The following is a 22,504-nucleotide window of genomic DNA, read 5'->3' as shown; positions in this document are numbered from 1 at the left end:
AACTGACTTGTAATCAGTAGGTCCACAGTTCGAATCCGTGTGCCGGCACCATTTCTCAGCCTCGCTTTTCAGCGGGGCTTTGATGTTTTCAGGCCCTGCATTTTGGCCTATCCGGCCTTGCGCGCAGCGATCTGCACATAGCGGACAATGCCTTCCTCATATAAAGCGCGGCAAAGCTTGGCCGTGACTTGAATTTTAAACTGATCCAATCCCTTGGCATTTGACTTTAAATGCCCAGCCTCATAGGCGGCGAAGCCGGCAAAGACCTGCGCGCTGATGTCCTGAATCTGAATATCTGTGAATTGAAATTTTTCCAGGCATTGCCGCAGCGCCGCGGGCTGCAGCAGATCCTGCAGATTGACATCAGCCGCTTTAAGCAGGGCCTGATATCTGAGTTTCTGCAGCGCATTTAGATTCAGATAGTTTTCCGACAGCATTAAATAATGAAAGCCAAGGCGGCCGTTGGCAGCTAAAACTGAATGCGCGGACAGCAGGAAGGAATTCAAATTGCAGTGATAGGCTGCGTCAATGCACAGCGCGGCGTCAAATGCCGGCTGCGGGAAAATCCGCTTTAAATTTAAAAAAGAGCCGCAGCGCACATCGGCCTGCAGCGCCGCACAGCGCTGGATTTTGGCCACACAGGCCGGCTGCAGCTCTACTGCGCTGAGCTGCCGCACCTGATACCGCGCCTGCCAGTGCAGCAGGCTGGCGCCCTGGCCGCAGCCTAGATCCAGCAGGCGGTCATTTGAGTTCAGGCCAACAGCTTGCGCCAGATGGTCGGCCAGCGCCCGGCAGGCTGCCGGATACGGCGGCGTATCGGCCTGCCAATAGCCCAGATTGCTCCAGGCCAGTTCGGCATCGTCACCCAGCAGCTGGGCATTAATGGCGTATTTATGCGCGGGCAGATGCCCGCGCCATGCCTGCAGCCATTTCATGAATCAATAGCCGAGCTGCGGCGCCACCTCAACCTCAGGCTTTAAGCCCACAAACGGCAATGGCGCGCCGAAGATTTCCGCAATATGCATGGCGGAAGTCACTGCAGACTCTAAAATCGGCAGGCCGCCGCATGACCATGAACCACAGAAAAACACTTTGCGGTTCGGCGCTTTATGGCGCTGCTGCAGCTCGGCATTTAAAGCCACCGTCTGCGAGTCCACCACCGCGCGGGTCAGGGTTACGGTCGAAATGATTTTTTTCGGATCAATCGGCGTCACCGGGCGCCAGGTCTGGAACACCGGCGCCTTGCCGACCAGGCTCGGCTCTACCGCGTTCAGCCAGACCGTGAACTGCTGGCGGGTGAATTTGCGGTCCATCATATAGCTGAGCACCGCCCAGTCTTTGCGCTTCGGCGGCATGACGCTTGAATCGGTGTGAATCACCAGATCGCCCTGCTCAAATTTGAATTTTTTCAGCAGCGCAATGTCATCGGCAAACTGTTCAGCATCCAGAAATTCTTCAATTTTAGAGGTCGGCGTGGCCACAACCACGCGGTCAAACTCCATTATTTGGCCGGCATTGTTGGCAACCAGCACTTTATCGCCCTGCTCTTTGACCGAAGTGATCGCTGAACCGCTGTTAATCGGAATGCCTTCAATCAGCTTATTGACCAGCGCCGGCGTGCCGCCCTGCAGGCGCAGCAGCGCATCGCCGTCGGTGAGCTGGCGCAGGAACACCAGCAGCGGCTTAGCCGGCCATTCGCCGATGGTTTTCGGATTGCAGGTGCAAATGGTATACAGCACCGGCATCACCGCGCCATGCCAGAACACTTCTTCAATCTCATTGCGGTTAATGAATTCCGCCAGGGTAATGTCCTGATTCTGCGACTTGAAAAATTTGGCAATTGCGGTTTTCAGCTGCAGCATGCCTTTCACCAGGCGCCAGCCATACTGCTGTATGCCTTTGCGGTTGTTGATGATCGGAAAATTGCCGATGCGGCTGCGCGTGGTGGTCAGCCAGGTTTCGGTCCGGTCTTCAAACAGCCAGCTGCAGGCCATGTAGGTGCGCACTGGAAAGGTTTTAATGCCCAAATAGGCCGCCAGGCTCAGGGTATTGTTCCAAAGGTGCGGATTCATTACGCGCAGCGGCGCGTCAATCAGGCCGCCTTCAAATTCGGTGCTGTGACTGTCCATGCCGCGTCCAGGCAAAGCCTCAAAAATGGTAATGTTATGCCCTGCGTCTTTCAGAATTCTTGCGGCAGCAAGCCCAGCCATGCCGCTGCCGATGACTGCAATATCCAATCTTCTATTCCGTTTATAAAAGTTTGATAAAATTATGACCTATGCAAACCGAAAACAGGCTATTAAAAACTACCAGATTGCAGCTTTTTCAGCGCAGGCTGCAAAACCGCATAAAACCCCGGCGGCGCAGCCTGCAGCGCGTGGCGCGCCTTAGATTTAAAATTGCATTTTATATACATATTAAAGCAAAATAAAAATAAAACCTTTTTAAAACCATTAGACTAAATTAACCATTTTTTTAACAAACGGTTTACTTATTAAAAAATTGGCGCTAATATGCGCGCCACATAAAAATGATAACTGCATCACTCAACAGCGGCTTAGGCCGGCGCAGGGATGCAGCAAAAAACAAAAAATATACAGCGCAAAAGAAAAAGCCCCTGAATTCATTCAGGGGCTTTTTTCCTGCCGCGGCGGCGCTTTTTCCCGGCTCAGGACTCGGCCTGCACCGGAATTTCACCGAACTTGCCGCTGTTGAAATCGCTGACCGCCTGCGCAATTTCGGCTTTGCTGTTCATCACAAAGGGGCCGTAGCCTTGAATCGGCTCATCCAGCGCTTTGCCGGTCAGCACCAGAAACTTGGCGTCGCGCACCGCCTGCAGCTGAATGGCCGCCTCGCCGTCTTTGGCAAACATCACGATTGAGCTGTCCAGCACCCGCTGCCCGCCGTTCAGCAGCATTTCGCCCTGCAGCACCGCAATCAGCACTGTGTGGTCCGCAGGCACATGAATAAACTCGGCATGGCCGGCGTTCAGGGCGCCATCCCAAACATTGACTGGGCTGAAGGTGCTGGCCGGGCCATGATGCCCAGCATATTCTCCGGCGATGATCCGCAGATGGCCGGCATCATCAGCAAACTGAAGCGCCGGAATGTCCTGCGCTGCAATGGCCTGATATTTTGGCGCGGCCATTTTGTCTTTGGCCGGCAGATTCACCCACAGCTGCGCCATTTCAAACAGGCCGCCGGACTGGGCAAACTCAGCGGAGTGGAACTCTTCGTGCACCAGGCCAGCGCCCGCGGTCATCCACTGCACATCGCCCGCCTGAATGGTGCCGCCGCCGCCGGCGGAGTCTTGGTGCGTAACTGCGCCCTGATAGGCAAGGGTCACGGTTTCAAAGCCGCGGTGCGGATGTGAGCCGACGCCGTGCTGCTGCGCGGTCGGTTCAAACCGGTACGGCGCTGCGTAGTCCAGCAGCAGGAATGGGCTGATGGCCTGGCCCAGGCGGTCATAGGAAAACAGGTTTTTGACCGGAAAGCCGTCGCCGACCCAGTGCATGTTTTGATTGCGGTAAACGCCAATGATTTTTTTCATCACAAACTCCTATCTCTAGGGCTTAACATGCGCTCATCTTAAATTTTTTAAAGGGCCGAACCAAGCCGGCGCCCGGCATACTGCATCCCGGCAATAGGACAATCACTGCGGGTATTTGTGCTTTTCCCTTAAGCTTCAGAAAAATCTGAATATTTAAAGACTGTCTTATTTTTAAGATTATTTATCTCAATTTAGCGGCTTAATTTTGCCCGGCAAGCTGCTTAGCATGAACTGCAGGCCGGCTGCGCGGCATCCGGCCAGACAGTTTTTCAACCCGCTGAATACAGACAATGAGGAATAAGATTATGGGCAAGCCTTATGTGCGCTTAGATAAAGATAAAGCTGCGGTACTGCTGGTCGACCATCAAACCGGCCTGCTTTCACTGGTCCGCGATATTGACCCGGATAAATTCAAAAACAATGTGCTGGCGCTGGCTGCAGCCGCCAAATACTTCAAGCTGCCGGCTATTTTAACCACCAGTTTTGAACAGGGCCCTAACGGCCCGCTGGTGCCGGAACTGAAGGAAATGTTCCCGGATGCGCCGTATATTGCGCGCCCGGGCCAAATCAACGCCTGGGACAATGCTGACTTTGTCCACGCCGTCAAAGCCACAGGCAGAACGCAATTGATCATTGCCGGCGTGGTGACTGAAGTCTGCGTGGCTTTCCCTGCGCTGTCCGCCCTGGAGGAAGACTTTGATGTTTTTGTCATTACCGACGCTTCCGGCACATTCAATCCCCTGACCCGCGACGCCGCATGGGAGCGCATGTCAAATGCCGGCGCGCAGCTGATGTCCTGGTTCGGCGCCGCCTGCGAGCTGCACCGCGACTGGCGCAATGATATTGAAGGCCTCGGCGCGCTGTTCAGCAGCCATATTCCTGACTACCGCAACCTGATCAACAGCTATGCGCAGCATAGCGCCGGCAAAAAATAATTGCATGCCGAACCGCAGCAAACCGGCCTCAGCGCCGGTTTGCTGCCGATCCAGATGGGCAGCCTGAAGCGCATCAGCCAATTTTCCAGTGTTGTTATTTTCCTGCCAATGATATGATAAAAAACACATTCCGCATTATCCGCCGGGGGCTTCATGCATTCTTTTGATGACTGTCTGTATTTTTATCTGGTGGTCAAGCACGGCGGCTTCAGCGCCGCCAGCGAAGCCTCAGGCATGACCAAGTCCAAGCTCAGCCGCCGGATTCTTGACCTGGAAGAACAGTTCAATGTCACGCTGATTCAGCGCTCGACGCGGCATTTCAAAGTGACCCCTTTGGGGCAGGAGTTTTTTGCAGAATGCAGCAAAGTCATTGAGCAGGCGGACAATGCGCAAAATGTGCTGCTGCAGCAGAAAGCCGAACCGCAGGGCCTGATCAAAATCAGCTGCCCGCCGGTGATGATGGAGCATCAGATCCGGCCGCTGCTGCACCGGTTTTTAAAGGACTATCCGAAAGTCAGCATTGAAATGGAGCTGTCCAGCCGGCGCACCGATGTGCTGCATGACGACATTGACCTGGCCATCCGCACCAGCTTTCAGGCCAATGAAGACTCCAGCATTATTGTGCGCGATGTCGTTAAAACCACGCATTGCCTGGTCGCCAGCCCGGAACTGCTGCAGGGCCGCAGCCTTGAGTATGTGACTGAACTGGCGGATTTTCCCAGCATTGCCTTAGGCATGCAGAAGCAGCAGCAATGGCATTTGCACAACTTAAAGCATCAGGAAGAAATCAGCATTCCGCTGCAGCCGCGGGTTAAAAGCAGCGACCTGATGGGCGCCTATTTTGCGGCCTTAGACGGCCTGGGCATTGCAGACCTGCCCTATTTAACCGTGGAAAAGGATATCCAGTCCGGCCGCTTAATTCATCTGCTGCCCGAATGGTGCTCCAATATCGGCACGGTGCAGCTGGTCTATGCCTCACGCAAAGGGCAGCGCCTGGTGATGGAAAAGCTGATTGAATCCCTTGTTGAAGGCATCCGGCGCCATGCCCCGCACAGCGCCGGCTATTTGCCCTGAATAAAGAAATCCGGAACAGCGGTTCCGGATTTCTTTAAGCTGCGGCTGAATCAGCTTAGATTTTGCCGACTAAATCAATCGACGGCGCTAAAGCGGCATCGCCTTCTTTCCATTTTGCCGGGCAGACTTCACCCGGGTGCGCATGCACATATTGCGCGGCTTTCAGCTTGCGCAGCAGTTCAGAAGCGTCACGGCCAATGCCGCCGGCATTGATTTCCACAATCTGGATTTTGCCTTCCGGGTCAATCACAAAGGTTCCTCGGTCGGCCATGCCTTCGGCTTCAATCAGCACTTCAAAGTTTTTCGCCAAAGTCCACGCCGGGTCGCCCAGCATCGGGTACTGGATTTTGCCGATTTCTTCAGAAGCGTCATGCCAGGCTTTGTGGGTGAAATGCGTATCGGTGGAAACCGAATAGATTTCTGCGCCCATGCTTTGAAATTCAGCATAGTGGTCGGCTAAATCGCCCAATTCTGTCGGGCAGACAAAAGTGAAGTCTGCAGGATAAAAGAACACGACTGACCATTTTCCGAGCATATTTTTTTCAGATACTTCAATGAATTGGCCATTTTTATAGGCTGTGGCGCTAAACGGTTTGACTGCGGTATTGATCAGGCTCATGGAATATTCCTCTCGCTGGTTAATGCGGCTGTTGATCTGTTGAAGCCAGAATAACCAAATCATCATCATTGGTAAAACTGTAATTTTTTATATAAATAATCGGATTATTAGATTTTAATTCCTGCGGCAGCCATCTTCTATTTAATTTTATTCCAGCTTGACCGCTGGCGCTTTGTTCTGTAGATTTTCTTTTTAAGCGGATGAAAGAAATGAACTTCAAAGCGATTCTTCTGAACTTTAGCCAGCTCCCTTCAGGCACCGACGCCTTCAAGCAGCTGAAACAGCTCTGCGAACAGCAGCTCGGCCAGCCGCAGCCTTCTCTGGAAAAAACCGCCCTCTTCCTCATCAGCGGATTTGCTAAAAATTACGTGCTGCTTTACGAAGATCAGGCCATTCGCCCTGAATTTGCGCAAAATGCGAAAAACCAGCTGCTCGGCTATATGCAAAGGCTAAGCGATGCGCTGGAAAGCGCAGACGAAGCCCGCATTTTAGAGGCGCTTAACCAAGTCAGCTCAGATTATATGCAAAGCTCGCGGGTGTTTTAACGCCTGCGCCAAGCTGCGCTTAAAGCGGTTTTTTGCGGAAAAAATAATATTCAGGCCATAAAAAACCCTCTTGGCAGAGGGTTTCTCATCATGACAGGCTGCCGTTCCAATTAAAAAGGATATACCCACCAAAAACACATAATTATTTATATTACAATAACTTAAATTAAAATGTTAAATTTTTTGTATATATTAAGACAAAATATTTAACATTTTTAACTTCCTTTACAAAGAATTATGAAAACTTTGATTTGCCATAGTAAATATAAAATAATTATGAAATGAATGTGAACTAAGGCTTAACCATCTATTGTATCTTGAAAAGCTTTTCTAAAATTTTCACCAATATCTTTAGAATGGATATAAATTCCTATTTCATGATAAGGATCTGTTGCATTACTCACAGATGCATTAGATGACAACCAATTAAGACTGCTAATAACAATATCATTATCATCCCAAACAAGAACCTTAGAATGACTTTTCTTCCTAGGATTAATATTAGGTGTATGTAGTTGAATATCAATTTTGTATTCAGGCTGCTTAAGTAATTCTCTTAATTTCAATTCATCATTGTGAGTAAAATTTTCAGATTTTTCTGAAAAAAATACTATTTTCTTTGCATTATGGTTATTTTTAATTGAATCAAAAATTGGCTTTCGAGAAACATTACTTAATTTGTCACTTGTAATGAGAATTAATTTTTTAGCGTTTACTTTAGCCTTTTCAACAAGGCTATAATGCTGATTCTTGTAAACAATTGCTAAATTAGCAAATTCAGTATCATTAGATTCTCTTTGATTAAATAAGAGCACATCCTTAGCCAAATCAGAAAAATAATTATACAAATCATTAGAGTGAAAGTCTTTAGCACTGCATAGAATACTAGATATCCTTAAAAAATCATGAACTATTTGATTATTTTTAATAATTACAGAAGCCTCAAATCTATCAAAGTTACTATAGAAAAAATTACATGAACCTAATAAAAGACTTGGGCCCCATTCATTATGATGTGTAATTATAAATTTAGAATGAGAACCAGTTTTTTTGTGATCATTTAATTGAAGTGGAGTAATATTTTCAAGAGTACATTCTTCATTGAATCTATCTAGTAATTTTTCAATTCTATAGATTTCATCTAAGGATTTTACTAACTTAATTTGTGAGCTGTCATCAACATCTAAATCATCAGCGTCTGGCTTATCCTTACCAAATAATATAGTAACTTCAACTCCTCGTTTAAGAGCATTTTTTAATTCAAAACCTATTTCAGTCCATTCAAGTAATTTTTTATTATATAATGAACGTTCTGAGATAAAAGTGGAGTGTATTACCAAGTATTTACTAGAGTTTCTTATTAAATCTAAAAATATAATTTTATGATCATCACCACCATATATAGTTCTAATATTTTCAGCACTCGTTTTATAAAATTTCAATAATGGCTCTTTAGAATTTAAAACAAACTGATTTATATTTGATTCTGATCCAGAAGTTATGGTTTTTTCTTTATTAAATTCTAAATCATTAATAACTTGATCTGCTAAAATAGAAAATTTAAGTTTCACCTCATTAAGTAATTCAAGTGTAAAAATATTTGAATAGTCTTCATTAAATTCAATTTTTTTAATTTTTTTATCAAAAATCGTATCCAACAAAATATATCTTGTTTCATTAAGTGTTATATTCCCACTAGTAAACTCTAAATCCTCAATATGCTCTCCAGAATAAGTTACACACTTTTTAACTGCTTCGGTATCAGGAAAACATGATTTAAACGGTAGATTTAAGAATTTTATCTTAATACCATCCTCTATTAATTCTTGTATTCTAAGAAATGACTCAACTCTTAGTGGATTGTTTTTTAACAACCCATAATACCTATTACCAATAGGATCAAAAACATAATCTCTGGTTCTATAATACTTTTCTGAAAATTGAGGTATGGTATCAAACTCTGAAATATATTTTCCTAATTTAGTAATTGTAAAAACATATGTATTTTCTATTGGTATGATTTCCACCCAATTATTTGATACAAAAGGAAGAACAATTTGAATTACTATTTGACGTTTCAAATTAGAATATTGTTCTAATATTTCTAATGATACTGATGAATCTGCAATTCTCCTTAAAAATAATAAATCTAACACTGACCACTCAGACTTTCTTGTAATAGTAAATTTATTTTTTCCATAAAAAAAAGGAACAGCTAATTTTAAATCTTCATATCTATTATATTTCATTATTAATTTCCATTCTCATTAAAAAAGTCTTCAGTACTAACAAAATCACAGTACGCAGGAGGAAAACTACTTAATAGATTACTAAGTCTTTTTACAAACTTTTTATCATCTGCATTTGTATCATTTGATAGCTTTTCTTGGACTTCAGACTCATAATAATCAACAGTTTTTGCCCAACTCTCAAATAAACCAAAACTCCCCACTAATATTAATTTAAATTTAGCTCGACTTAACAATACATTCATTCTCCTTTGATCAAGTAAAAATCCTAGACTTTCTCTAATAGATGATGCATTATTATGTCTTACTAAACTAACTATAATAATATCAGCTTCATCACCTTGAAATGAATCAACTGATTTACAAATTTCATCAGAATTCTTTAAATCGAAACCTTCTGGTAATATATTCTTAGGAATTCTAGCATTAATAAAATTTACTTGCTTTAAATAAGGACTCAAAACTTGTATAGTTAGTTTTTTGTTTTTATATTTTTTAACACTATTATCCTTTTTTAAAATTGAAAATATAGCTTTTATCAGGTCTACTTCTTGTGAATTAATATAGTTATCATCAAAATTACCTTCTAATTTTTGGTGATCATTTTTATAAGGTACATCCAACCATAGAACACCTTTTGTACTGGTCGATAGTTGTAATTTTTCTAAATATTCAAAGTAAAATGGATTAGGATCACTAAACTTAGCTTGCAATTCGTGATAAGTTTCAAGCTCTGAATTGTACACCGTTTTTGAAACAATGTTTGCTATATCTGGATGCATTCTATGCTGAATATTAACTCTCTTACCAAAACTAGGCTGTTTTCTCTTATTTAACTCTTCTGCTTTTTTAGTAAGAAATTTAAATAGTCCAAAATAATCTTTAGAATTTTTTTGAAGTTTTAACTTTGAGTCTAAGCTTATATTGAGATCACTTTGATCCTGATTAGTATCACCTAAAATTTGATTAAAAAGAGGAAACTTAAACTCACCATCCTTCACTTCATCAATAACATGCCTTATATTTGAAATATCAGAATCTAAAATTTTGTTTATAGATCTTTCTAAAAATGGAGGTAATTGCATATGATCACCAATCAAAATTCTTCTATGAGACAACATTAATGGGCTAATAATTTCTAGTCCAGATGACTTACCAGCCTCTTCAAGAATAGAAAAATCGAACTGTATGTTATTATCAAGTAAATTCTCAATAATCTTTGAATTTGAAGTGGTAAACAGTATATTAGCTGCTTTTAGTATTTGCTCGAAAAAACTCCCCCAATCACCATTTTCATTTATAAAATTATTTAATTTATTTTTAAAATCATCAGTTTGATTCTCACAACCATCTTTAAACATTTGGCTTCTTTTAAAATCATTAATATATGGCTTTGTTACACGACTACTAATTTTAAAGTCTTCATCATCTTGATCTTTACTTTTGTTATTGAAAGCATCAATAATAATTAATTCCTTATCAAATTTGAGTTTTTTTACTTCATTATATAAAATATTAACTGTTGCATGACTTTGGGCTGTTAGTAATATTTTACTATACGCTTCATCTTTAAAAATTTGATTGATTAAAGCTGTGATAAGGAAAGTTTTCCCAACACCAGGTGGCCCTTGCACTATAAAATTTGGTTGTGTCTCAAGAACTTGCTTAAAAATTTCTTTTTTCACATGATCTAGCTCTTGAAAAGACTCATGAAATTCATGTGTATAATTTATCTTACTTAGACTATCAATAGGATTTACAATACTGTTGACCAAAAGTGTTTGATTCGCAAGTTTTACCAATGCTTTACTTTTTCTTCTAAAGTTTATTTTATCTCCTTGAGTATCTCCTGCCATAAGAGTCATTGAATCTGACAATATATTTTTAATATTATAATCTTTTTTTGCTCGAAATATATAAACTTTTCTTGCATAGTCTTTTTTAATAAACTCAAGTTCAATCGGGATTGATAAATCATCTACAATATTATTTTTTTTATTTCTAACTAGCACCCACTTTTGAATCTTTTCATCCTTAATAAAATCATCAAATCTTTCTTTAAACGGTTTAATTTTTAGTTTCTTCGATAAAATTTTATTATTTATATCCTCATTTAATTTTATTAATATATTTGTGTGAGTGGAACTATTATTTTTTTCAACTTCAGCACAAACTTGGAATAAGTTAGCTTTATATAAGCCGACTTCAACAGCATATGAAAATAACAACCCCTGATAAAGTTCTTGAAGATTATCTGAATATTTTTCATTATTTGGAAAAATTTCAAAAATGTTTACCCATGATTCTGTATTTTCGAAACTTCCTCTTCGAGTGTAGAAGCCATTTGCCACCTCAACTTTTATTTTTGCGAAAACTTCTATTTTATCATTTTTCACAAATGATGGAAGCACTGGAAATACATTTTCTATATATCCATAATCCCATGTAAATCTTTCTTCATCCTCTTCAAAATATTTAAATTTACCAACTTGATATACTCGTTTTTTCCCAACTATCAAATAAAAAGTATTATTTCTAATTGTACATTTATATACTATTAAATTTTTAACATCCAAATCATTTCTTACAAAATTCAATACTTCATCTTTACTTGGTTCATAATCTAATTCATTCATTATACTTTCTCGAATAATTTTATCTTTCGAGTTTTCTGAATCGAAATGAAGTAGTAAGATATAATCTTTATTTCTAGTCGCACTTAAATCTAATGAGGATAATTCTTTGATTATTGAAGATATAGAAATTTCTACTTTCTCCAAATTAATATTATTAGAAATTGAATTATAATTCATTAAATTATCTATAAATTTTTTTTCTTTACTACTAAGATATGAGTCATTTATTTCGGTAGTCTTTATGTCTAATAATTTACAAATAAGGTAGCTTAGCGCAAGCCAATCAGACCTAAAGCTAGCAAATGGATAAAGTTTCCTCTCAGTAAGTATTGGATCCTCTTTTTTTAATTGATATAAGCATAATGTCCATTCAAAACCAGAGAGTTTAAATCGCTCAGAATCATTTTCCACATTTAAATCATAAATAATACTTTCGCAATTAATATTTCTATGAATAATATTTTGATCATGTAAAATTTGAATAGCTCTTGAAATTCTTAAAATATTTTTCCAAAATATTATTCTATTGTGACTTAACATTAAACTTTTTTTATGCAACCAATGTTTATTTCTAGATATAGTTCTTATATCTCTCTTTTCAATATTTACTCTACTTTTCAAATATTCAGATAGAACTCTCGATGTATTTGCATCTTCATAGAAAATATAAAACCCTTTATCATCATAATGGGCACTTTTTAATAATTCTAAATAATTGTTAGCCTTGGGATAGTTTTGTATTTTTAATATTTGTCTAATTTCATGAAGCCACATATCTCTTAATGCTTCACTTTTTTCATTTTTTAACTCCCATATTTTTACTCTTTTAACCTCATCTCTATCCATATATTCTACTAAGCTTACTCTTCCAGCCTGAGTATCATTCGAATAGATTTCAAGCTTATCTTCTATGTTACAAATTACCATAATATTATGATTATCCAAGAAATTATAAATATACTAAGTTGAAATTCTAAAAAATTTTTTCTCATTAAGCAACTTATAAATTCACTCTAATTTCCACAATTCTTTAGAAAAAATTATATTTATATTCACTTTAAATACACATAGAACATTCCATTTTGATAATGTAAAATTTGACTCTAGTTCTTCTTTGTATCTTAAAAATTAAAATAATTTAATTAACATATTTTATCCTTTCAATATTTGTTTTTTCATACCTATAACCCGAATTACGGATAAGAAAATGCCTTGAAAAAAAGATGGTTAGAGCCATGTAGAAAGTTACCACACCAACCAAAGACTCTAACCACCATGTTTGATTTTACAGAAATTTTCTGCACCGTTGATGATTTTTTTAAGAAATTTGAACCCATTTATTGGCAATTTCTTAAGCAGGAAAATAGGCGTAAACGGATCCGATTAGCAACCCTATCCCTCTCTGAAATTGTGACGATTGCAATTTGTTATAAAACATCGCAAGTACATAACTTTAAAATATTTTTCCAATTGCTTTGCCAATTTGAGAGTAAATTGTTTAAGTCTTTACCTTGCTATAAAAATATACTCAGCTTGATTAATCAGCATCAGCTTGCGATCCATGCGCTACATCGTGCTTTAAGCAAAGGACAAGCATGTCAATATCTATGGGTTGATTCAACACCTTTACCTGTCTGTAAAACAAAAGAATTCCTAAAGGTCGCCATGCTTTAGATGATATTGCTTCTCGTGGCAAAAGTTCCATAGACTGGTTTTATGGCTGTAAATTACATCTTCTCATGAACAATGAAGAGGAAATCGCTAATACAGTTTTATCCACTGGACACATTGCGGATATTATAAAAATCGAAGAACTGGTTGATGGCCTATTAGCAACTGTTTATGGAGATAGAGGTTATATTGGAAAATCGATAAAAGCTAAATTATCAGATCAAGGTATTGATTTAATTACTTATCCAAGAAAAAATATGCAAGTAAGTCTATTGCCTTTTTCTGATGAATACCACTTGAGACAGCGAAAAAGAATTGAAACTTTAATTGGTTTGTTGAAAGAAAAATACCATTTAGTGACCAGTAAGCATCGGGCTATTTCTGGTTTTCTGGCAGGCATATTTTCATCTTTATGTGCTTATCAACTCTGTCAGAAGAATAAGCCAAAAATTCATGTCGTTAGAAATTTGGCTTATCCGTAATTGGGGTTATATAAATTTGGATAAGCCATAGGAACACCATCACTATCCAAAAGAACAGCAAATCGCTCACCACTACTCATTACAAATCTTTTAACGGACATCATAACTATATTTAACAAAATATCTAAGTATTGAATATTATAAATAAAAAAATTTACAGAACTATTTCTAGCATCTGTAAATTCTTTATTTAATTTATTGTTAAATAATAAAAAATATTAAAATTTAACAAAACTTGATCTAAGGTATGTGTCAAAACGGCAGGTCATCATCCAAATCTGCCGGAGCCGCTGCTGGCGCAGCCGGAGCTTTTGGCGCAAAACCGCTCGGGTTGTTGTTGGCGTAACCGCCCTGGTTGCCGCCGCCATAGCCGCCTTGGCTGGCATTGGCCTGACCGCCGCCGTAACCGCCCTGCTGGTTATTGCTGTAGCCGCCCTGCTGATTGCCGCTGTTGAAGCGCGGCTGTTCAAAGCCCTGGCCCTGGTCACTTTGCTGGCGCGCGCTGTCCAGCATCTGCATCTGCTCGCCGCGGATTTCCGTGGTGTAGCGCTCCTGGCCGTTCTGGTCGGTCCACTGGCGGGTGCGCAATGAGCCTTCAATATACACTTTAGAGCCTTTGCGCAGGTACTGCTGGGCAATTTCGCCCAGGCGGTTGTGCAGCACAATGCGGTGCCATTCTGTCTGCTCTTTACGCTCACCCGTATTTTTGTCCGTCCATGAATCGCTTGTGGCGATAGAGAACTGGGTCAGGGAACCGCCATTCGGGAAAGTTTTTGTTTCAGGATCTCGGCCCAAAGTACCGACTAAAATGACTTTATTAACACCACGCATCAGACGTATTCTTCCTATTTGTTGCTATTATTTACTTTATAAGAGTTATGCTTAAATGGCTACCTCTTTCCCCAACAAGTGCGTTAAATCTTGTCGCGCAGCTTCATCAATCTGCTGCTTATCCACCTTCAGATAGGCGACCTGCTGGTCAGACATCACCACGACTTCTTCAATACCACGGATTGCCAAAAGCTGAGAAGTCCATTCGTCAGTTTCTCTGGTTTCCGGCAGGCGCAAAACCAGCGAAGACAGGTAGCGCGGCTGTTCCAGCCCGAAGCTGATCAGCAGCCAGATGACCGCGATGGCGGTTAAAATGCTCCAGCCCACGGCGGTGCTGTTCAGCTGCAGGAGCTGACCGCCCAGCGTGCCGCCAAAGAATGCGCCCAGAAACTGGCTGCTGGCATTGACGCCCATCGCCGTGGCTTTGGACTGAATCGGCGCAGCTTTGGAGAGCCAGGACGGTAAGAGCGCTTCCATCACGTTAAAGGCGATAAAGAACAGCCCCAAGCCGGCCAGCAGCACATATTTGGATTCATAGCCAAAGATCAAGACCGCCAGGCCCAGAATAATCCCGCCAATCGCCGTCAGGAAAATGCCACGCATTTTGCGGTATTTTTCCGCCAGAATAATGCTGGGAAAGGCAAAAAACAGGCTGATCAGCAGCAGTGGCAAATACACCAAGCCTTGGCTGGACAAGGGAATGCCGGCAAAATCAATCAGCTGTGACGGCAGGTAAATAAACATTGCGGTCAGCAGCAAGTGCAGCGAAAACACCGAAACATGCAGGCGGTTCAGGCTGCCCATTTTCAGCACCTGCTTCAGCTGCGTCAGATAGCCCTGCTGAAAATTGCGGTGATGGCGGGTGACTTTCGGCACCAGCAGCAGCATGCTGATCGCCGCCAGGCCCATAATGGTGGTGACCCAGAACAGGCCGGAAATGCCGACCAGGCCGGTCAGCCATGGCCCCAAGCTGAACGCCACCACAAAGGACAGGCCGATGCTCATGCCCATCGCCGCCATGGCTTTGCTGCGCTGCTCTTCGCGGGTCACATCGGCCAGCAGGGCCATCACTACTGCGGAAACTGCGCCGCCGCCGGCAATCGCGCGGCCGATAATCACCCCGTAAATGGTTTCGGACATGGCCGCCACTGCGCCGCCTAGGGCGAACAGCAGCAGGCCGATCACCACGAGGGGCTTGCGGCTGTAGCGGTCGGCAATCAGGCTGAAGGGAATCTGCAGAACCGCCTGGGTCAGGCCGTATACGCCCACTGCAAGGCCGATTAAAGCAGGCGTTGCATATTGATAAGACTGCCCTGCCACCGAAAATACCGGGATAATCATGAACAGGCCCAACATGCGCAATGCAAAAATACTGCTTAGGGCAAAAGTTGAGCGGCGTTCTAAAGCATTCATCATATCAATCAGCGTAAATTTAAGGGCCAAATGGATGCAGATATCCTACATCATTCCGGCGCGCGGTGCTGAGGTATTCACGGCAGCGCGCCAATAAAAAAGGGCGCATTGCATGCGCCCTCAGATTGAAGCATTTGTTTCTTAAGCCAGGATTAACCGTGCTGTTCCTGGCGCTTGCGGTACTGGATTGAGGCGATAATCGCCCAGACAATAAACGCCACGCCAATCAGGCCGGTCACCACTTCAGGCACATGCACGCCGGTGCCGCTGGCCAGCATGATGAACGCCAGAGCGCCGATTGCATAGTGCGCGCCGTGCTCCAGATAAATATAGGCATCCAGCGTGCCTTTTTCCACCAGATAAATGGTCATTGAACGCACGAACATCGCTCCAATCGCCAAGCCCAGCATGATGATCACCACGTCTGAGGTGATCGCAAAGGCGCCGATAACACCGTCAAAGCTGAAGGAGGCATCCAGCACTTCAAGGTACAGGAAGCCGCCGATGCCGGCCTTGATCACGCCGGTAGAGGCGCCGCTGGCGTCATGCGCGACCGCATTGCCGTCTTCGTCAATTTCCGGCTCGCCGCCCAGCAGATGGCTCAGCACCTGCACGCCGATGTACACCACAATGCCCCAGATGCCGGCCATGGTCACCACCAGGCGCTTCGCTTCTTCGACATTCGACGCCATCACCAGCAGGGCAATCAGCGCAAGGAAAGCCGACATGGCGGGCACGTTGGCCAGATTCGCCAGGCGCGCTTCCAGCCATTTGAACCAGTGGGTGTCCTTGCCCTCATCCAGAAAGAAATTCAGGAACACCAGCAGCAGGAAGGCGCCGCCGAACGCGGCGATTTCAGGATGGTGATCCATCAGGCGCTGCGAATAGGTTTTCGGATCATTCAGCGCCAGGCTGACCACTTCCATAAAGCCCATATCCGCCGTGACTGCGACAATCGCCACCGGGAAAATCAGGCGCATGCCGAACACCGCCACTAAAATGCCGACGGTCAGGAACAGCATTTTCCAGAAATGATCCCAGCCGCGCAGCACCGAAGCGTTGACCACAGCATTGTCAAATGACAGCGACACTTCCATCACTGCAAGAATGGCGGTGATGGTCAGCGCCGTAAACATGGCCTGAATGCCTGCGTTTGGCCCGTGGCTGAAGCCCCAGTACGCAGAAATACCCAGACACACGACCGTAAATATGATTGAGAAACCAAAATGTTTCATCATGACAGATCGACCTATGAATCTATAAAAATTGGGGGGAAATCGCTAAAGCTTAAAAAGCGCTTAAGATTTAATGCGCACAAGTATGACGGCTTTTTCCTGTTTAGCCAAAGCCCCTGACAGGGTTTTTTGATGCAGTGTGCTGCAGGGCATGCTGCCGGGGCTGTTTCAGGATTTGCACAGCAGGCTGCCGGCAAAGCGCGCCTTCTGCTGCAGGGCCAGCTGCCGGAATGCATCCTGCAGTTTTTTATCCGCCTCGGTCAGCAGCTGCTGATTGGCTTCAAGCACCCCCAGCATGCGGTCATACTGCTGCGGAATCTGCCCGCAGGACAGCTTTTTGCGCTCAGCATCTGAATCCGCTTTGGCCAGCTGCCCAATCAGCCGGTCAATCGCCGCATTTTCCGCATTCAGCGCCTGTGCAGCTTCGGCCGCCGATGTGTATTTCCGGCCTTCAGCCTGCGGCGCCTTGCTGCAGCCGGCCAGCAGCAGGGCCGCCAGCAAAACGCCGCATTTAGTTTTCATCTTCATGTGCTGTCCTCGTTATGCTGCGCCGTCCAGCCGCGGCATCCTGCAAAGTTGAATCGGGCTATTTTAGCAGGCCCGGCGGGCTTGCGCCCGGCGCTCCGGCTGCGCGGCTCCGCAGCATCGGTTTATTTTTCTCGCAATCCCGCGCGGAAATCCGCGGTTTTTTACACTTGAACATTTTTCATGCGCTATCATATAAAGGTTTTTGATGAATTTTTTCAGGACCATTGCATGAGCCAAAGTCATATCCGTATTCGGGGCGCGCGCACTCATAACTTAAAGAATGTGTCGCTCGATATTCCACGCGACAAGTTTGTGGTGATTACGGGGCTTTCGGGTTCAGGCAAATCATCTTTAGCCTTTGACACGCTGTATGCCGAAGGCCAGCGCCGCTATGTCGAGTCGCTGTCCGCCTATGCGCGCCAGTTCCTGTCGCAGATGGAAAAGCCGGAAGTCGACTCGATTGAAGGCCTCAGCCCGGCAATTGCCATTGAACAGAAATCCACCAGCCACAACCCGCGCTCCACCGTCGGCACCATCACCGAAATTTACGACTACCTGCGCCTGCTGTACGCCCGCGTCGGCACGCCGTACTGCCCGGAGCATGACCTGCCGATGGTGGCGCAAACGGTGTCGGAAATGGTCGATGCGGTGAAAAGCCTGCAGGAAGGCACCGCTTTAATGCTGCTGGCGCCTGTGGTGCGTGACCGCAAAGGCGAATACACTGCGCTGTTTGAACAGCTGCAGGGCCAAGGCTTTGTGCGCGCGCGGGTGGACGGCGAAATTATTGAAATTGACGCGCCGCCGGAACTGGACAAAAAGAAAAAGCATACCATTGAAGTGGTGGTTGACCGCTTTAAAGTCCGCGAAGACCTCGGCAACCGCATTGCCGAAAGCTTTGAAACCGCGCTGCGCCTGGGCAGCGACATTGCGGTTTTGTCCTGGATGGATGGCGGACAGGCCGACCGCGTGTTCTCCGCCAAGCATTCCTGCCCCGAATGTGACCGCGCTGTGGCGGAACTGGAGCCGCGCCTGTTTTCCTTCAACAACCCCTTCGGCGCCTGCCCGGTCTGCGACGGCCTCGGCACGCGCAGCCATTTCAGCGCCGATAAGCTGATTCCGAACAGCGCGCTCAGCATCAGCGAAGGCGCCATCCGCGGCTGGGACAGGCAGCGCCCGTATTACTACAGCATGATCCAGAAAGTCGCCGAGCATTACGGCCTGTCTTTGGATACGCCGTGGCATGAGCTGGATGCCGGCGGCAAAAAGACATTCCTCTACGGCACAGGCAAGGAAAAAATTGACCTGAGCTATATTGATGAGCGCGGCCGCCGGCATAGCCGCGTGCAGCCTTTTGAAGGCATCCTGCCGCATCTGGAGCGCCGCTACCGCGAAACCGAATCCAATTATGTGCGCGATGACTTGGCGCAGTACCTGTCCAATGCCGCCTGCGACGCCTGCGGCGGTTCGCGCCTGAATGAAATTTCCCGCAATGTGCGGGTCAAGGACAAGACCATTGCCGAAATCACCCAAATGTCGATTGGCGATGCCGAGCAGTATTATCAAAACCTGCATTTAACCGGCGCCAAAGGCGAAATTGCCGACAAGATTTTCAAGGAAATCCGCGAGCGCCTGCATTTTCTGGTTTCGGTCGGCCTGAATTACCTCAGCCTGTCGCGTTCCGCGGAAACCCTGTCCGGCGGCGAAGCACAGCGCATCCGCCTGGCCTCGCAGATTGGCGCGGGGCTGATGGGCGTGATGTATGTGCTGGATGAGCCGTCGATTGGCCTGCATCAGCGCGACAACGACCGCCTGCTGGAAACGCTGATGCGCCTGCGCGACCTGGGCAATACCGTGCTGGTGGTGGAGCATGACGAAGACGCAATCCGCGCGGCCGACCATATTATTGACATTGGCCCGGGCGCAGGCATCCACGGCGGCCACATCATTGCCGAGGGCACCTATGAAGAGCTGGCGGCCCATGAAGACTCGCTGACCGGCCAGTACCTTTCAGGAAAGCTGAAAATTGCCGTGCCGGAAAAGCGCACCGCGCCGCCGAAGCCCGAAGAGCAGATCAAGCTGCTGGGCGCCGCCGGCCACAACCTGAAAAATGTCGACCTGACCATTCCAATGGGCATTATGACCTGCGTGACCGGCGTTTCCGGCTCAGGAAAATCCACGCTGATTAACCGCACCCTGCTGCCGCTGGCGGCGACGCAGCTGAATGGCGCAACCACCTTAACTGCGGAGAAGTTCGATTCAATTGACGGCCTGCAGTTCCTGGACAAAGTGGTGGATATTGACCAAAGCCCGATTGGCCGCACCCCGCGTTCCAATCCTGCAACCTATACCGGCCTGTTCACTCCAATCCGCGAGCTGTTTGCGCAGACTCAGGAAGCCAAAGCGCGCGGCTACGCGGCCGGGCGCTTCTCCTTTAACGTGAAGGGCGGGCGCTGTGAAGCCTGCGAAGGCGACGGCATGATTAAAGTCGCCATGCATTTCCTGCCGGATATGTATGTGCCCTGCGACGCCTGCCACGGCAAGCGCTACAACCGCGAAACGCTGGAAGTGAACTATAAAGGCAGGAATATTTCCGATGTGCTGGAAATGACCGTGGAAGACGCGATGCATTTTTTTGACGCCATTCCCGTGATTCACCGCCGTCTGGAAACCCTGCATCAGGTTGGTTTGGGCTATATCCGCCTGGGCCAGTCGGCAACGACGCTGTCCGGCGGCGAGGCGCAGCGGGTGAAGCTGGCGCGCGAACTGGCCAAGCGCGATACCGGCAAGACCCTGTATGTGCTGGATGAGCCGACTACCGGCCTGCATTTCCATGACATTGCCAAGCTGCTGGATATCCTGCATGAGCTACGCAACAAGGGCAACACCATTGTGGTGATTGAGCATAATCTGGACGTGATTAAAACCGCGGACTGGGTGATTGACCTTGGCCCTGAAGGCGGCGCCGGCGGCGGCATGATTATTGCGGAAGGCACGCCTGAACAGGTGGTGAAATCCAAGGTTTCGCATACCGCGAAATTCCTGAAGCCGCTGCTGAAATAATTAAATCCTCCCCAACCCTCCTTTTGCAAAGGAGGGAGTTTCCCCTCTTTCCCAAAGAGGGGTTAGGGGAAATTTAAGAAATTGATAAAAATAAAATATTTTATTTTGAGGTAAATAATGCGGTTTTCTGAAAGATATGGCTATAAACCTGTTCGAGAGATTATTCAAAAAGAAAGCATTAACAGTGATCTTAAGAATGCTCTTTGGAGCATACTCCATACATTTATTTGGAATAAAACAAGTCACAAAAATTCATATTCTTATACTAAGTACTCGAATACTTATGGATTAGTTCATTCTTATTGGTTCAATATATTCAAAATACCTATAGATACTATTCCATTATATACCTCTGACTCGATCAAAAAAATTAGAGAACATTTTTTTCATGTAAATGGCACGAAATTTATAGCTTAATTGAGGAAACTACTGATAATCTTCCTTATGATTTTATTAAAAATAAAGAACTTTTTATTAAAGCAGTCAATAATGTTCTAGAACATGAGAATAGTGCATATCGAATAATCAATAACGAAATTACACCAATAACCTCAGAACAAGAAATTCAATCCATTGAAGATACCTTAAAAAATACAAATCAATATTCAGGTGTTCAACAACATTTAAATCAAGCTTTAAAATTAATGTCAGATCGACAAAATCCTGATTATCGTAATTCAATTAAAGAGTCCATTAGTGCTGTCGAATCTATTTGTAAAATTGTCACCAATGACGACAAAGCAACACTTGGAAAGGCACTAAAAATCATTGAAGATAAATACGGATTACATCCCGCATTAAAAAGCAGTTTAAGCCAGCTTTATGGGTACACTTCAGACGGCGACGGTATTCGCCATGCGATGTTAGGAGAATCGAACCTTTCTTATATTGATGCAAAATTCATGCTGGTTGCTTGTATCAACTTTATTAACTATAGCTGAATTTTAAAATATTTATCACACATTATCTCCCATAAAATATGCTCTCATTCGGTTTTGTATGTAATAGCTATTTAGGTAATTGGTTATAGTGGTTCATATTTTATTAGATGATGTTTCTGCTAATAGGTCTAAAGAAAAAGATCGATAAAAATTTTTAAAGGAAGATATATCTATGATAAAAGGTGAAGATTTTTTTATTGAAGATTTTTTTGATGTGGCTGATGAATTAAGCATCTTGTATAGTGAGTTGGGTATTAGTGAAAGTGAAAAAAATTATATTCAGGTTTTTGAAAAATATTTTAGGGAACAGCCAGCTTTGAATGATTCTGAACTCTGGCGACAATTAAAAAAAGAGACGTTTGGTGTACATTTTCCTATGGGGGCTTCTCAAATGGAGCGGCTTTTTGAGTTTTGTAACCCTAGAGAACAAAGTTTATACATTTTTTTTGATTTTTATTACTGTAGAAAAATATTCAAATTTAATAGTTTTGATGATTTATCAAGGATTTTTGAAAATACATATAATTTTAATTTCTATATTGCAGGTGGAGATTTTTTATTTGTTTGGTGTAAAGAAGAAACGATTTTTGGAGCTGGTGTGGCGGAAAATTGGGTAAAATGTTTGCAGAGTAATTGGTGATTTTGATGTGTGCTGGAATTACAGGAGCCTTCCACTTGGAGGATTTTATGCAGCCAACGTGTAAAAGTCCTCTGCCATTTGATTTATGACAATTG

The 22,504-nt window shown here is 44.3% G+C and carries 16 protein-coding genes and 2 pseudogenes; 7 read left to right on the top strand and 11 right to left on the bottom strand.

The window, feature by feature from the left end; translation table 11 throughout:
- Positions 1-107: 107 nt before the first annotated feature.
- From RSA72_RS03350 to RSA72_RS03340, 3 genes are all read right to left on the bottom strand, one after another.
- Positions 108-935, bottom strand: a complete 828-nt coding sequence (locus tag RSA72_RS03350; protein ID WP_332621762.1) for an SAM-dependent methyltransferase — start codon at positions 933-935, stop codon at positions 108-110.
- 3 nt (positions 936-938) lie between these two features.
- Positions 939-2,237, bottom strand: coding sequence for an FAD-dependent oxidoreductase (locus RSA72_RS03345; protein ID WP_332621764.1), 1,299 nt, complete (start codon positions 2,235-2,237; stop codon positions 939-941).
- A gap of 431 nt (positions 2,238-2,668) precedes the next feature.
- Positions 2,669-3,550: a pirin family protein gene (locus RSA72_RS03340; RefSeq protein ID WP_332621765.1), complete on the bottom strand. Its 882-nt coding sequence runs from the start codon at positions 3,548-3,550 to the stop codon at positions 2,669-2,671.
- Positions 3,551-3,855: 305 nt separating this feature from the next.
- Here RSA72_RS03340 and ycaC point away from each other — a divergent pair, with 305 nt between their 5' ends.
- Together ycaC and RSA72_RS03330 are read left to right on the top strand one after the other, a co-directional pair.
- Positions 3,856-4,485 carry an isochorismate family cysteine hydrolase YcaC gene (gene ycaC / locus RSA72_RS03335; protein WP_332621777.1) on the top strand — a complete coding sequence of 210 codons (630 nt, stop codon included), beginning with the start codon at positions 3,856-3,858 and terminating at the stop codon, positions 4,483-4,485.
- Positions 4,486-4,638: 153 nt separating this feature from the next.
- On the top strand, positions 4,639-5,559 hold the full coding sequence (locus RSA72_RS03330) for a LysR substrate-binding domain-containing protein (protein WP_332621767.1): 921 nt from the start codon (positions 4,639-4,641) through the stop codon (positions 5,557-5,559).
- A gap of 55 nt (positions 5,560-5,614) precedes the next feature.
- Here RSA72_RS03330 and ahpC read toward each other — a convergent pair whose 3' ends face one another.
- Positions 5,615-6,178, bottom strand: a complete 564-nt coding sequence (gene ahpC / locus RSA72_RS03325) for an alkyl hydroperoxide reductase subunit C (RefSeq protein ID WP_332621768.1) — start codon at positions 6,176-6,178, stop codon at positions 5,615-5,617.
- Positions 6,179-6,197: 19 nt separating this feature from the next.
- Positions 6,198-6,398, bottom strand: coding sequence for a hypothetical protein (locus tag RSA72_RS03320; RefSeq protein WP_332621770.1), 201 nt, complete (start codon positions 6,396-6,398; stop codon positions 6,198-6,200).
- On the opposite strand from RSA72_RS03320, the gene RSA72_RS03315 reads away from it, so the two are divergent.
- A complete protein-coding gene (locus RSA72_RS03315) occupies positions 6,388-6,723 on the top strand; it encodes a hypothetical protein (RefSeq protein ID WP_332621772.1) in 336 nt (111 codons plus the stop codon). The genes RSA72_RS03320 and RSA72_RS03315 overlap by 11 nt on opposite strands.
- Positions 6,724-7,022: 299 nt before the next feature.
- Here the strand turns inward: RSA72_RS03315 and RSA72_RS03310 are convergent, their stop codons facing one another.
- Positions 7,023-8,972: a phospholipase D-like domain-containing protein gene (locus RSA72_RS03310; protein ID WP_332621774.1), complete on the bottom strand. Its 1,950-nt coding sequence runs from the start codon at positions 8,970-8,972 to the stop codon at positions 7,023-7,025.
- A gap of 2 nt (positions 8,973-8,974) precedes the next feature.
- On the bottom strand, positions 8,975-12,535 hold the full coding sequence (locus RSA72_RS03305; RefSeq protein ID WP_332621776.1) for an AAA domain-containing protein: 3,561 nt from the start codon (positions 12,533-12,535) through the stop codon (positions 8,975-8,977).
- A gap of 348 nt (positions 12,536-12,883) precedes the next feature.
- Here RSA72_RS03305 and RSA72_RS03300 point away from each other — a divergent pair.
- A pseudogene (locus RSA72_RS03300) lies at positions 12,884-13,761 on the top strand (IS982 family transposase).
- Between the two features lie 252 nt (positions 13,762-14,013).
- On the opposite strand, the gene ssb reads toward RSA72_RS03300, so the two are convergent.
- The 4 genes from ssb to RSA72_RS03280 form a co-directional block, all read right to left on the bottom strand.
- Entirely contained in the window at positions 14,014-14,592 is a 579-nt protein-coding gene (gene ssb / locus RSA72_RS03295; protein WP_332622656.1) for a single-stranded DNA-binding protein, read from the bottom strand.
- A gap of 51 nt (positions 14,593-14,643) precedes the next feature.
- Positions 14,644-16,008, bottom strand: a complete 1,365-nt coding sequence (locus RSA72_RS03290; RefSeq protein ID WP_332622655.1) for an MFS transporter — start codon at positions 16,006-16,008, stop codon at positions 14,644-14,646.
- Positions 16,009-16,157: 149 nt separating this feature from the next.
- Positions 16,158-17,243 (bottom strand): DUF475 domain-containing protein, encoded by a 1,086-nt coding sequence (locus RSA72_RS03285; protein WP_332622654.1) that lies wholly within the window; start codon positions 17,241-17,243, stop codon positions 16,158-16,160.
- Between the two features lie 165 nt (positions 17,244-17,408).
- Positions 17,409-17,768: a hypothetical protein gene (locus RSA72_RS03280; RefSeq protein ID WP_332622652.1), complete on the bottom strand. Its 360-nt coding sequence runs from the start codon at positions 17,766-17,768 to the stop codon at positions 17,409-17,411.
- Positions 17,769-17,996: 228 nt separating this feature from the next.
- On the opposite strand from RSA72_RS03280, the gene uvrA reads away from it, so the two are divergent.
- The 3 genes and pseudogenes from uvrA to RSA72_RS03265 all read left to right on the top strand — a co-directional run bounded on the left by uvrA (position 17,997) and on the right by RSA72_RS03265 (position 22,409).
- On the top strand, positions 17,997-20,828 hold the full coding sequence (gene uvrA / locus RSA72_RS03275; RefSeq protein WP_332622651.1) for an excinuclease ABC subunit UvrA: 2,832 nt from the start codon (positions 17,997-17,999) through the stop codon (positions 20,826-20,828).
- Between the two features lie 117 nt (positions 20,829-20,945).
- A pseudogene (locus RSA72_RS03270) lies at positions 20,946-21,769 on the top strand (AbiJ-NTD4 domain-containing protein).
- Between the two features lie 172 nt (positions 21,770-21,941).
- On the top strand, positions 21,942-22,409 hold the full coding sequence (locus tag RSA72_RS03265) for a hypothetical protein (RefSeq protein ID WP_332622649.1): 468 nt from the start codon (positions 21,942-21,944) through the stop codon (positions 22,407-22,409).
- Positions 22,410-22,504 lie beyond the last annotated feature (95 nt).

Origin of the sequence: Acinetobacter sp. (assembly GCF_036659555.1) — a bacterium.
In the GTDB taxonomy this organism is placed as follows: Bacteria; Pseudomonadota; Gammaproteobacteria; order Pseudomonadales; family Moraxellaceae; genus Acinetobacter.
This window is presented reverse-complemented; position numbering and strand designations above follow the sequence as displayed.